A 12,781-nucleotide genomic window follows, 5' to 3' on the forward strand; every position below is an offset into this window, starting at 1 on the left:
TGCGTTTGGGGGCAAACGCCACGGGGGAGAGAACCATGTTCAAGCGGTCTTCAGCAGCACCATTGCGTGCGCTTATTCTGGCGGGGATTGGCTGTTGCCTTTCTGGTGCGGTTTGGGCGCAATCGTGTTCGGCCTTGCGCGACGCACCGCTTGTCCCGACCGATACGGCGTTATGTAAATCGCTTAGTGCGACTGTGGCCGATCCGTCTGGCTTGCCGCTTGATCAATATGAAGATGCTCTTTCGAAATTCTTTGATAACTGGTGTCATCGCGATACAGATGCCGGATGGGTGCGCGATAAATATGTCCGCGATACCGGGCCGTTTACCGCCAGTCGCGATACGACGGGCAATAATGGTCAATGGACCGGGACCTATCACGGGACCCATTCGCCGGTCGTCATCTGGTATTCCCCTGAGATGGTGACTTGGTTGTCGAAAAACCGGGGTGCCGAGGATGCCCGACCCAGTAGCCCGACCGCGATCCCCGACGGTGCAATCATGGTCAAGGAGATGTATCCGCAACCAGCGGCGGCCTGTGCGGGGGAAGACCCCACACGTCTTTGGCCCACCAGCGGTGCGGCGATCATGGTGCGTGATCAGGAGGCATCTTATGATGGTTGGTTCTGGGGCTGGTATGGCTGGCCGGGATCGGGGTGGAAAGCCGATTGGCCCGCGGGAACCAGCAATGGTCCGCCCAATATGGGCTTTGGGCAATATTGTGTGAATTGCCATGGCTCGGCCAAGGACATGACCTTTGCCGAGGTGCGCAACCTTGAAGGCCATCCGGGGCAACCCGAAGTTTTCCTGTCGCAGGATTTCTTTGCCGGTCAGTATCTGGGGCAAGATGGCGGTGTTGCGCCGTCGGTCAGAAAGATCACGGCATCCAATGGTGCGCCGTCTGATATCCACAGTTTGCGGGCAAAACTTGAAAAGGTGCCAGAGCCACTGGGCAAAGCCCGCACTAGCGCACATCCCGATATGGCGGCGATTTTAACCGCCTTTGCCAAAACCGGCAGCCCGTTTGAGTATGATCTGGCAACGCCAAGCGACATGCCGTCGCAGACTTATGACACAGTCTGGATGGATGCGGATGGCCCATCAGCGCACAGTCAATTCATGACCAGTGACCAATGTGTCGGGTGCCATGATGCCGGTAGTACAGGCTTGCAGTTTGATATGACCATGCCTGATCCCGATGGTGATCGTTTGTTGAATATGGCGCCGTACGCCACCTGGCGATCATCGCCGATGGGGCTTGCCGGGCGTGATCCGATCTTCTTTGCCCAAATGGCAAGCGAACTTCAAACCTTCCACAGTGACAAGCCTGAACTGGTGCAAAATACCTGCTTTGGCTGTCACGGGATTATGGGACAGCGCCAATTCCAGATTGACCACAATATGGCGCAGCAGGCCAGTGCGACAGCGGGTGTGCAAACAGCACTTGATTGTGGTGATTTCACCAGATCAATGGTCGATGCCATTCCGTATCCGGCCAATAATCCGGCGGCGGGTCACGCATCCTATGGGGCGTTGGCGCGGGATGGCATTTCGTGCATGGCGTGCCATCAGATGGTGTTGGGTAAGGATGCCACGGAAAAGTTCAAGGACGCGCCGCAGAATGCCTGTGTGTTGCAGCGTCAGGAAACACTGAACCCGGATGCAACGGGCTTTGCCAAAACCTTTACCGGCAGTTTCCTTGTCGGGGATGCCGATACGCTTTATGGGCCGTTTGACAAACCGCAAAAACATCCGATGGAATATACCCTTGGCATTACCCCGGCCAAAGGGGATGCCATCAAGACATCGGAAATGTGTGGCACCTGCCATACCGTGCATTTGCCGGTGTTAAAGGATGGCAAGCAGGTCGGCACGGTTTATGAGCAGACAACCTATGCCGAGTGGGCGTTTAGTGGGTTTAGAACCGGTTACACCCTTGATGGTGGGTTGCCCGGTGGTGCCGGAAAAATGGCGATGAGCTGTCAGGAATGTCATATGCCATCGGGCGATGACAAAGCCAAATTCCGCAGCAAAATTGCCTCTATTCAGGAATATTCCAACTTCCCGGCTGCTGCCAATACGTTTGGGCCGGAGTTGCTTGACCTTGAGGCCCGTGACGGGTTTGCCCGCCATACGCTGGTTGGGTTGAACCTGTTTCTGGTTGAGATGTTCCAGCAATTCCCGGATGTTATGGGCATTCCAACCGCAGACCCGATGCTTGGTGACAAGGGCGTTGATCCGCTGGCCTATACTGAGCGTGCGATGATCAAGCAGGCGCGCAGTGATACGGTTAATATTGCGATTAAGGATGCTGCGATTAAGGATGGCAAACTAACCAGTGAGGTCGCCATTGCCAGCCTGACCGGGCATAAGTTCCCATCCGGCGTTGGGTTCCGCCGCGCGTTTGTGACGTTTGAAGTGCTTGATCAGGATGAAAAGGTGATCTGGGCATCGGGCCGGGTCAATGGGGCCGGGGTGATTGTTGATCAGGGCGGGACGCCAGTTGACGGGGAGCTTTGGTGGGACAATCAGTGCAGCGCACGTATTGATCCGCTTAAGCGGGCCCATCAACCCCATTATCAGACGGTAAGTGCGCAAGATCAGGTCCAGATTTATCAGGAACTGGTCAGCACGCCGCCGCTTGATGGCAGTACCCAATATAGTTGTGGTCACAACGTGGCGCCCAAAGGGCAATTGACGACCAGCTTCCTGTCGATCTGTGCCGAGGTCAAAGACAACCGGTTGCCGCCGGCCGGGTACCTTCCGCTTAAGGAACGGATTGAAATTTCCAATGCGCTTGGGGCCGGGGATGAGCTTGCCGAGGATGCCGGTTTTACGGCCATCGGCGATGACCCCGATTACCGCACATCAACCGCGACAGGCGGGGACCATGTGAAGTACGACATCAAACTGTCCGACATCGACGGGACACCGGCATCGGTTCGCGCCAAGATGTCCTATCAGGCAACACCGCCATTTTATCTGCAGGATCGTTTCTGTACGGCCAAGGGTGATGATACCGAAAGGCTTGCCTATCTTGTCGAGCACCTCAACCTTGATGATACCGCGGCTGAAAACTGGGCGTTTGAGATCGTTAGTACCGGGGAGGTGCCGATCAACTAGGGTGGTGTGTTGTTGCCCTGCTGCGAAGATGGTTTACATTTCAGTTCAACCGCTGAGAGCTGCGAGTTTCTTGGTCGCGGGCTTGGGAAATAGCGATTGGGTTTCTTTGCCGTTACCGCCCTAGTCTAGGTGAATGGGTTAGTTAAGGCTGCTATTTCACAGCAACGTTATCGAAGAAGACAAGGGGGTTGATTTCGATTTCCTTGCCGGTCATCGTGGTAAGGAAAATCCCAAAGACACCCATTGGTTGAAAATTCAATGGATAGCATATTCATTTCTGTCGCCGGACACCACGGTAGGTATCCGGCGACTTTTAACCCCATGGAAAGCAGATCTGTCTAACTTAACTCAGTTTGTGCAATGGGAGGCAACTATTGCATTGTTCAACAGAAATACTGGAATTCCTTGCAAGTTAGAATACACTAATCCACATGGCTCGCACTTGAGACTGTGTTCGATTTTTGTCAGTTTACTGTGACACTTTGGGCACGCGTGCGACGGAGCTTTGGGAGAATTGACAGAGGTTGGATTTTTCTCAATCAGCACTAACGCGCCATGATGATACGCATCATGGCAATAAGGGACAAGTTCGTGCTTCAGAATCTTGTATCCAAGCTTCTTCACTGCAGGAATTATCCCTAAATTCCAGCCGCGATTGTACAACTTGGTTCTCTGTCCCTTGCTTCCTAGTTCGTAGGATGCCTCAATCACGAATACGTACTTACGGGCTACGCGGTACATTTCTTGTATCGCTTCAAGTTCATATCCACCGAGCTCTTCGAGGCAATAGTGGCTGTACACAATATCAATGCTGTTATCTGGGTAAGGTAATTGAAGAATATTTGCAGCCGATAGTGTGTCTAAAGCGATTGATTTTTGGGCAGAAAAATCTCGCGCAAACTTGCATCTAGACCAAGATATGTCACTTCCATTGTAGGAGTTTTGTTCCTGATTTATAAATTCAGCCACTGGTAAAAGTGTTGTGCATTCTCCGGCACCCGCTTCGAGGACGGATCCGGGATCTTTACCTAATAGGCTAGCCACAAGTTCTGAGAGCCATTTATTGTGCAGGTCAACTGATTCACCGTAGTTTACCTGTTTGATTTCTCCGTAGTGAGTTCCCAGAGACACTAGGCCGCCTTCATCATGCCTTCGCATGTATTCGTCAACATATGATCCAGAGCGCTTGTCATACGTAATCAGCGCATCCTGATAATGTTCTTTCTGCAATCCGGCTGGCAGCTTTTGCAATGCTCTTTTAGCAAAAAACTTTATCTTCCGTTTGATGATTGCTCGGATGTTAATTTTTGTTCTTTTATCAGTCATTTTTGACCTACTAAAAATTTAATTTCATTAAACGAACTGCATATTATTTAGCTTAAGGTCATCTTTGGTTCAATCGAACTTTTGTTTCCAACGGTATCGTTCAAGTTAGGATCTGTTTGAATTGACCTATTCTTTTGATCTATCTCTTGACAGATATTGGTTAGCTCTAGGAACCTTGTCGCATGTTTGTCGGCAACGAGGTGCTTAACACCATTTTTTTTCTCAAAAGACACCGAAATAGAGTAAGCTCCTACACTGCTTGCCGCGTCCATATCATTTGCATGATCACCAACCATGATAGTGGTGGCTGAGCTCTTTGGGAGCTTACCAAGTCGATCAAGAACGTAGCGCAGGAAACGTCCGTCGGGTTTCTTTACCTCGAATGAATCACCTCCGGCAATCACAGTGAACAGATCAGCAATGCCAAGTTTTTGAAGGATAGCCTTGCACGGAGCTTCGGGTTTGTTAGATGCCAATGCAATCGTCCAGCCATCTGCTTTGAGGGCACGTAGAACATTTTCTGCATTCTCATAAAGCAGGGTGTGGGCGTAATCAGTGGCACGATAACGGGCGTTGAAATCAGCATTCAGTTTATCAAGCGTTGCGTCGTCGGGTGTTTTGCCCTGTGCGGCAAAGGCCCGTTTTGTCAGCATCCATGTGCCATCGCCCAGCATGGCTTCGAGGTCGTGGCGCGTAAGGGGTGCCAGGTCATGCACGCCGAGCAACTCATTCATGGCAAAAAGCAAATCATCGACCCCGTCAATCAGGGTGCCGTCGAGGTCGAACATGATGAATTTTGCCATGATGTGGGGCTCCTGAAATGGATTTGGAAATTGGCGTTGGGGACTTTAGGGGAACTTAACCGAGTTCGTGCCATTAACAAACCGTAACATCCGCTAACAGGCGGTAACAAAACGTGATTCTTTATGGGCTTTTGCTGCAAAAGAATATGTTCTAAGACTTGCGTCAAATTTGATGAACCGTGTGGTTGCGCATAATTGCACGGTGCAAGAACAGGGGATGCTGCACGAAAACGGCAGCAGGCGTGTTGATAAATGTCACTTGAGTTAAGTGTAGTTGTTTTGGCCGCAGGTATGGGCACGCGCATGAAAAGTGCCTTGCCCAAGGTGATGCATAAGGTGGCCGGTAAGCCGATGGTCAATCATGTGATTGATGCGGCGGCCAAACTTGATGCCGTGAAAACCATGGTTGTGGTTGGACCAGACATGCCAAAGCTTGTTGAGGCTGTTGCACCCCATCCGACATTTGAGCAAACAAACCGTCTTGGTACGGCCCATGCGGTTTTGGCCGCCAAGGACGGGCTTTTGGGCCTGACGGGCAATGTGCTGGTTCTATATGCCGACAGCCCGCTTTTTACCGCTGAAACCTTGAAACGGTTGGTCGACGCCCGTGAAGAAGGGGATCACAGCGTTGCGGTGCTGGGTTTCCGCCCGGATGATCCAACCGGATATGGCCGTCTGGTGACGGATGGGAAGACCGGGATGCTGACAGCCATCGTCGAAGACAAGGAATGTGATGACGCGCAGCGTTTGATCAACTTCTGTAATTCCGGGGTGATGTGTTTCCGCGCCGAAGACATGATTGCGACCCTGGAGGCGATTGATAACACCAATGCCAAGGGCGAGTATTACCTGACCGATGCGGTTGAAGTGGCGCGGAACAATGGCAAAAGCTGTGTCGCGGTCGAAGTGGATGAAGCCGAAACCCTTGGTGTGAATTCACGCCCGCAACTGGCAGCCGCCGAGGCCATCCTTCAGGACCGTTTGCGCACCAATGCGATGAATGAGGGTGCGACCCTGATTGATCCGGCATCGGTTTTCCTGAGTGCTGATACCAAATTGGGTCGGGACGTCATTGTTGAACCCAATGTTGTGTTTGGACCGGGGGTTACGGTCGGCGATAACACCGTGATCAAGGCGTTTAGCCATCTTGAAAGCTGTGTCGTTGGCCAAGGGGCCGATATCGGTCCTTATGCGCGTTTGCGCCCGGGGGCGGAGATCGGTGACGGGGCCAAGGTTGGCAATTTTGTCGAGATTAAAAAGGCCATAGTCGAAGACGGGGCCAAGGTCAATCATCTGAGCTATATCGGCGATGCGCGCGTTGGGGCCAAGGCCAATATCGGGGCCGGGACGATTACGTGTAATTACGATGGCTATCGCAAACAGCACACTGATATCGGGGCGGGGGCGTTTATCGGATCGAACTCGTCCTTGGTTGCGCCGGTTGAAATTGGCGATGGCGCGATTGTCGGTGCGGGTAGCACGGTTACCGGAAAAATTGACAAGGATGCACTTGTCCTGACCCGGGCAGAACGTACTGAAAAACCGGGCTGGGCTGCGGCGTTTCGCGATAAGATGCGCGCCCTGACCGGTAAGAAATAAACGAATACAGAACAATGATTTACCATCTGGTCGACCGTCCGGATGGCCCAAAATGACAAGCGGCTAGAAGCGGGAAAGAAATCCATATGTGCGGCATTATCGGGATTATCGGCAAAGACAGCGTCAGTGAGCGTATTCTTGAAGGGCTCAAACGCCTTGAATATCGTGGCTATGACAGTGCCGGGATTGCAACGCTGGTCAATGGCGATATTGAACGCCGCCGTGCCGAGGGGAAACTGATCAATCTGACCAATCGTCTGGCCGAAAGCCCGCTTGCCGGCGATGTTGGCATCGGTCATACCCGCTGGGCAACCCATGGTGTGCCGACCGAAAACAATGCCCATCCGCACACCGATGGCAAGGTCGCGGTTGTTCATAACGGCATCATTGAAAACTATCAGGACCTCAAGGCAGAGCTTTCTGGCAAGGGGCGCGCATTTGCCACTGAAACCGATACCGAGGTGGTTGTGCATCTGGTGTCTGATTTCCTTGATCAGGGCAAATCGCCACGCGATGCGGTTGCCGCGACCCTGCACCGGATCGAAGGTGCATTTGCGCTGGTAATCATGATTGCCGGTCAGCATGACGTGATTTTTGGCGCGCGCCGTGGAACGCCGCTTGCCGTCGGACTTGGCGAGGGGGAGATGTATCTTGGTTCGGACGCGATGGCCTTGTCGCACCTGACCAACAAGCTGATTTACCTTGAAGAAGGCGACTGGGTCGAAATGACCCGCGACCACGTTCAGGTCCGTGATGAAAATGATGTGGAGGTTACCCGCGAAACCAAATTGTCCGCCGTTTCAGGTGCGATGATGGGTAAGGGAAACTATAACCACTTTATGCAAAAGGAAATCTTCGAGCAGCCTGCTGTGATCGGCGACACCTTGCATGCCTTCATCAATCCGGCGACCCAGACCATCAAACTGCCCGACATGCCGTTTTCCTTTGCCGATGCAACGCGTTTGACAATCGTTGCCTGTGGTACATCCTATTATGCAGGGCTTGTCGCCAAGCATTGGATTGAGCGTTATGCCGGATTGGGTGTGGACGTTGATGTTGCATCGGAGTTCCGCTATCGCTGCCCGCCGCTTGCCAAGGGTGGTGTTGCGCTGTTTATTTCGCAATCGGGTGAAACACTCGATACGCTGGCAGCATTGCGCTATGCGAAATCAAAAGGCCAGAAGATCGTTTCCATCGTCAATGTGGCCGAAAGCACCATTGCACGCGAAAGCGACGTTGTTCTTCAGACCTATGCCGGGCCGGAAATCGGTGTGGCATCGACCAAGGCCTTTACCACGCAGTTGACCGTTCTGGCGTGCCTTGCGGTGACCATCGGGCGTGAAAACGGAACCCTTGCCAAGGACGAAGAAGCCGCCATTGTTAATGCACTGACCGAAGTGCCCAAACATGCCGCCGAAGTGCTTCATCATGACGAAGCCCTTAAGAAACTTGCCCTTGATATCGCAGATGCGCGCGATGTTTTGTATCTGGGCCGGGGTCTTGGGTATCCGATTGCCATGGAAGGTGCGCTTAAGCTTAAGGAAATTTCCTATATCCACGCTGAAGGCTATGCCGCTGGTGAGATGAAGCATGGGCCGATTGCGCTGATTGATCAATCGGTGCCGATCATTGTGATTGCGCCGTCTGACGAGCTGTTTGAAAAAACGGCGTCAAACATGCAGGAAGCCGCCGCACGTGGGGGCCGGGTGATCTTTATCTCTGACGCGCCGGGGTTGGCGAAGCTTGGTGATATTGCATCGGCCACGGTTGAACTGCCAAAGGTCGCCGATTTCGTCGCCCCGATCCTTTATACCATTCCGGTTCAGATGCTGGCCTATCACGTTGCAGTCCATAAGGGGACAGATGTGGATCAGCCGCGAAATCTGGCAAAGTCGGTAACTGTCGAGTAAGTTCGTACCGTGATCTTGGAGATATGGCCGCGATGAGAATAGCTTGTCGCGGCCATTTTCGTTCAGGACGTCGCAATTGTTACATGTGTCCGATGTCTACAAATGGTTGATGATCTTTTAGGTAATCAGACAGCCTTTGCATGAAGGGCGTGAATTCATCGCCCAGAAAATGATACACCACACCAACTTTGAGGACTTCGAGCTGTACAGGTGTGCGGCCTTCCTCAAATGTGCCAGCGCGTATCGCGCTTTTGATAGAGGAATCCTCAGCCAGAAAGCGATCTAGATTGCCATCGTTGTAATGCAAGATCAGATCGCCGATGTCAAAATGGCCACTCTTGAGAAGGTTGTTGGTCGCAAGATAGGCCTCTTGCCAGGCCACCCCGATCATATAGCCAATCGGCCTTTCCGCGTGTCGTTTGCTTCCCGGTGCGGCCCATAGGCTGTTGGAGATTTCAAACAATGGCAGGCCTGATTGGACAAAGGGGCGCGTATAGTTCTTTGCGCCAATCGGGAACCGGTAAAGTTCTCCGTCAACTTCACCTGTATTAAACGCGCTAAAACTCCGGCGGCCTGGAAGATTGATGATCTCCAGTGAGCAGCCTAATTCGCGATAAACCTGAAGCATTACCTTGGCGGTTTCGGTTGCGATTATGTCGTTGCTGACATTGGAGATACGTTCCGGACATTCCGCATTTTGTTGAGGAAATGCCACGCTTGGCACCATTAACGTGCCGGTGGTTACATGAACCAGTATTAATAGCACCTTCCTGAAGGCCATAAGTGCAACTTTTAGCTGATTTATCAAATACCTAACACACTGTGTATATTAGGGTTGATTAATTGTTTAACAAGCCTGGATATGAGCAAAAGTTCAATTGGCTTGCTTTGTAACGGTCCGATCAACAAATTGGCCTTTGCGTTAATCTATTTTGGGCCTTCCAACCCGTATCCTCAAAGCCGCCAAGGGTGCGTTGCCAAATGCTGGTCTCGTCTGCTACATAATTATTCCATCATTTCGACTTATCCAATTGTTTCTGTTTGCCTGTTCGCAACATGAGGGGTTCGGGAGATGACTGTCAAAGTTGATCTGGGCCGCGTGGTTTTAGCCAGCTGTGGAACTAATTGATGTTGCCTATGACACGGGTTTCAAAGGGTTTGGTATGAAAATTATTGTGACGGGTGGGGCCGGGTTTATCGGTTCAGCAGTTTGCCGACTTCTCGCGGGTAAGCACGGCAATGAGATACTGAATCTGGACAAGCTTACCTATGCGGCTGATTTGCGAACGGTTGAGGTTGTCTCTGCTTTGCCAAACTATCGATTTGCCAAAGTCGATGTGTGTGACAGAGCCGCAGTTGAGAAGGTGTTTTCGGACTTTCAGCCTGATGCGGTGATGCATCTGGCGGCTGAAAGCCATGTGGATCGTTCGATAGATGGTCCGGCGGATTTTATTCAGACCAATGTCGTCGGAACGTTTACGCTGCTTGAAGTGGCGCGGGACTATTTCAATGGTCTTGATGATGCGCGCAAACAGGCCTTTCGATTTCATCATGTTTCAACCGATGAAGTTTATGGCTCTTTAGGTGACGAAGGGCTGTTTACCGAGCAAACGGCCTATGCACCGAATTCACCCTACTCGGCCACGAAGGCCGGGGCGGATCATCTGGTGCGGGCGTGGCATCATACCTATGGCCTGCCGGTGATTATCAGTAATTGTTCAAACAATTACGGGCCCTATCAATTCCCCGAAAAACTGATCCCGCTGATGATCCTGAATGTTTTACAGGGTAAAAAATTGCCCGTTTACGGTGATGGGGGCAATACCCGTGACTGGTTGCATGTAGAGGACCATGCAGAGGCCCTTTTTACCATTCTGACACAGGGCCGGGTTGGTGAGAAATACAACGTTGGTGGCTGTAACGAGGTTGCTAATATTGATGTGGTCCGCAGAGTTTTTGACACGGTGACGACCCTTGTCCCCGAAACAGCAGGCAAGCCATTTGATGAGGTTGTTGATTTCGTCGACGACCGCCCGGGGCATGATTGGCGCTATGCGATTGATCCGTCAAAAATGCGCGACGAACTTGGCTGGAGCCCGAAATACAGTTTTGAAACTGGTCTTGCACAAACCGTGACGTGGTATGTCGATCATCGCGCGTGGTGGGAACCAATCCTTAAGGACAAATATGCAGGACAACGGCTTGGTCAGGGGGCTGTCCAATGATCAAGGTTCTGGTCTTTGGCAAGAATGGGCAATTGGCGCGGAGCCTTGCGTGGCGGAGTTCTGCTTTTGCGGGCTTAAACTTGCAGTTCCTTGATCGCAGTGATTGCGACGTTGCGCAGTCAGACAATATTACCAAGGCCGTCGATCTATATCGTCCCGATATTGTCATTAACGCGACGGCCTACACGGCGGTGGATCTTGCCGAGAATGAACCTGAATTGGCGCGGCGTGTAAATTGCGATGCCGTCCGGACGATGGCTGAAAACGCGGCACGGCATTCGGTGCCATTTATTCATATTTCAACAGATTACGTTTTCGATGGTGAGGGAAAGAAACCTTACCGCGAAGCAGACCCTGTGGCACCGCTTGGTGTCTATGGTGCCACGAAACTGGCGGGCGAAGAAGCCATTCGGGCGATCACCAACCAGCACCTTATTTTTCGAACGTCCTGGGTCTATAGCCCGTTTGGCAAAAATTTTGTCAAAACCATGTTGGGGTTGTTGGGCGATAAAACACATATTTCTGTGGTGGATGATCAGAAAGGGTGTCCGACAAGCGCGCTTGATTTGGCGACGGCCATTCTGCGCATCGTGCCCGAGATTATCCGCCCTGGTTTTGATCAATTTGGCACCTATCATCTGGTTTCAGATGCTGAGATGACATGGTGTGCGTTTAGCCGTGAAATACAGGCAAAGGCGAGCAAGCTGTTTGGGGAGCAATGGCAGGGGGCAACGTGCCAGATCGAAGCCGTGACAAGTGCTAAGTTCCCGACGGCGGCAAGACGACCATCCTATTCTGTGATGTCGACAGAAAAATTCATGACCAATTTCGGGTTTGGTTTGCCCGAGTTTGATCAGAGTTTGATGGAGGTTTTGCAAAAACTGGCAGAAGGGGATGCTCATGCGTAAGGGCATTATCCTTGCAGGTGGCACCGGATCACGCCTGCATCCTTCAACGTTGGTTGTCTCCAAGCAGCTTCAGCCGGTTTATGATAAGCCGATGATCTATTATCCGCTGACGACACTGATGCTGGCGGGGATCAAGGATATTCTGATCATTAGCACCCCGCGTGATGTCCCGCTTTTCCGAGAGTTGCTCGGCGATGGTTCTCAGTGGGGGGTGCGTTTGGCGTATGCGGTTCAAACCGAACCACGGGGCTTGGCGGATGCCTTTATTGTCGGGGCCGATTTCATTGGAGATGATCCCTGTTGTCTGATCCTTGGCGACAATATCTATTTTGGGCATGGCTTAACCGAGTTGCTTGCAAATGCGATGCGGCAATCGCGCGGTGCGACAGTGTTTGCCTATTTCGTGCAAGATCCTGAGCGGTATGGCGTGGTCGAATTTGATCGCGCGGGAATTGCACTTGATATCGAAGAAAAGCCAGACAATCCAAAGTCCAATTATGCGGTTACCGGATTGTATTTTTATGATGCAGACGTCGTTGATATTGCGCGCTCCATCAAGCCATCAGCCCGTGGTGAGCTTGAAATCACCGATGTGAACAAGGCGTATCTTCAGCGTGGGTCGCTTCGTGTGGAAAAAATGGGGCGTGGCTATGCCTGGCTTGATACCGGGACCCATGGGGCGATGCTTGATGCTGCCGATTTTGTGCGGACTGTGGAAAATCGGCAGAGCTTAAAAATCGCGTGTCCTGAGGAAATTGCCCTGAGAACCGGGATGATTTCAATTTCCCAGTTTGAAGACCTTATCACCGGGTTTGGTGCAAGTTCCTATCGCGAGTATCTTCAAACCGTACTGCGGACCTATGACCAAATGTAGCTAGGCTCAGGGGA

Annotated in this window: 9 protein-coding genes; 6 read left to right on the forward strand and 3 right to left on the reverse strand. The window is 51.9% G+C overall.

The window, feature by feature from the left end; translation table 11 throughout:
- The first annotated feature begins 35 nt into the window (after nucleotides 1-35).
- Nucleotides 36-3,122: a hypothetical protein gene (locus COO92_RS18235; RefSeq protein ID WP_101304431.1), complete on the forward strand. Its 3,087-nt coding sequence runs from the start codon at nucleotides 36-38 to the stop codon at nucleotides 3,120-3,122.
- Between the two features lie 348 nt (nucleotides 3,123-3,470).
- On the opposite strand, the gene COO92_RS18240 is transcribed toward COO92_RS18235, so the two are convergent.
- Both COO92_RS18240 and COO92_RS18245 read right to left on the reverse strand, forming a co-directional pair.
- Complete coding sequence (locus COO92_RS18240; RefSeq protein WP_022730225.1) at nucleotides 3,471-4,448, reverse strand: methyltransferase domain-containing protein; 978 nt, start codon at nucleotides 4,446-4,448, stop codon at nucleotides 3,471-3,473.
- Between the two features lie 47 nt (nucleotides 4,449-4,495).
- Nucleotides 4,496-5,251, reverse strand: coding sequence for an HAD-IA family hydrolase (locus COO92_RS18245; protein WP_101304432.1), 756 nt, complete (start codon nucleotides 5,249-5,251; stop codon nucleotides 4,496-4,498).
- Nucleotides 5,252-5,503: 252 nt separating this feature from the next.
- Between COO92_RS18245 and glmU the strand changes: the two genes are divergently transcribed.
- Together glmU and glmS are read left to right on the forward strand one after the other, a co-directional pair.
- The gene (gene glmU, locus COO92_RS18250; protein WP_101304433.1) at nucleotides 5,504-6,850 is read left to right on the forward strand and encodes a bifunctional UDP-N-acetylglucosamine diphosphorylase/glucosamine-1-phosphate N-acetyltransferase GlmU; all 1,347 of its coding nucleotides are present in this window, start codon (nucleotides 5,504-5,506) and stop codon (nucleotides 6,848-6,850) included.
- A gap of 86 nt (nucleotides 6,851-6,936) precedes the next feature.
- Nucleotides 6,937-8,760: a glutamine--fructose-6-phosphate transaminase (isomerizing) gene (gene glmS, locus COO92_RS18255; RefSeq protein WP_101304434.1), complete on the forward strand. Its 1,824-nt coding sequence runs from the start codon at nucleotides 6,937-6,939 to the stop codon at nucleotides 8,758-8,760.
- A gap of 79 nt (nucleotides 8,761-8,839) precedes the next feature.
- Here glmS and COO92_RS18260 read toward each other — a convergent pair whose 3' ends face one another.
- The gene (locus COO92_RS18260) at nucleotides 8,840-9,475 is read right to left on the reverse strand and encodes a hypothetical protein (protein WP_133125084.1); all 636 of its coding nucleotides are present in this window, start codon (nucleotides 9,473-9,475) and stop codon (nucleotides 8,840-8,842) included.
- Between the two features lie 448 nt (nucleotides 9,476-9,923).
- Between COO92_RS18260 and rfbB the strand changes: the two genes are divergently transcribed.
- Genes rfbB through rfbA form a run of 3 tightly spaced genes read left to right on the forward strand, consistent with a single transcriptional unit; the run spans nucleotide 9,924 to nucleotide 12,767 of the window.
- Nucleotides 9,924-10,985 carry a dTDP-glucose 4,6-dehydratase gene (gene rfbB, locus COO92_RS18265; RefSeq protein ID WP_101304523.1) on the forward strand — a complete coding sequence of 354 codons (1,062 nt, stop codon included), beginning with the start codon at nucleotides 9,924-9,926 and terminating at the stop codon, nucleotides 10,983-10,985.
- Nucleotides 10,982-11,893 carry a dTDP-4-dehydrorhamnose reductase gene (gene rfbD, locus COO92_RS18270; RefSeq protein ID WP_101304436.1) on the forward strand — a complete coding sequence of 304 codons (912 nt, stop codon included), beginning with the start codon at nucleotides 10,982-10,984 and terminating at the stop codon, nucleotides 11,891-11,893. The genes rfbB and rfbD overlap by 4 nt, the downstream gene beginning before the upstream one ends.
- On the forward strand, nucleotides 11,886-12,767 hold the full coding sequence (gene rfbA, locus COO92_RS18275; RefSeq protein WP_101304437.1) for a glucose-1-phosphate thymidylyltransferase RfbA: 882 nt from the start codon (nucleotides 11,886-11,888) through the stop codon (nucleotides 12,765-12,767). The genes rfbD and rfbA overlap by 8 nt, the downstream gene beginning before the upstream one ends.
- Nucleotides 12,768-12,781: the final 14 nt, after the last annotated feature.

Origin of the sequence: Thalassospira lohafexi, assembly GCF_002844275.1 — a bacterium.
Taxonomy (GTDB): domain Bacteria; phylum Pseudomonadota; class Alphaproteobacteria; order Rhodospirillales; family Thalassospiraceae; genus Thalassospira; species Thalassospira lohafexi.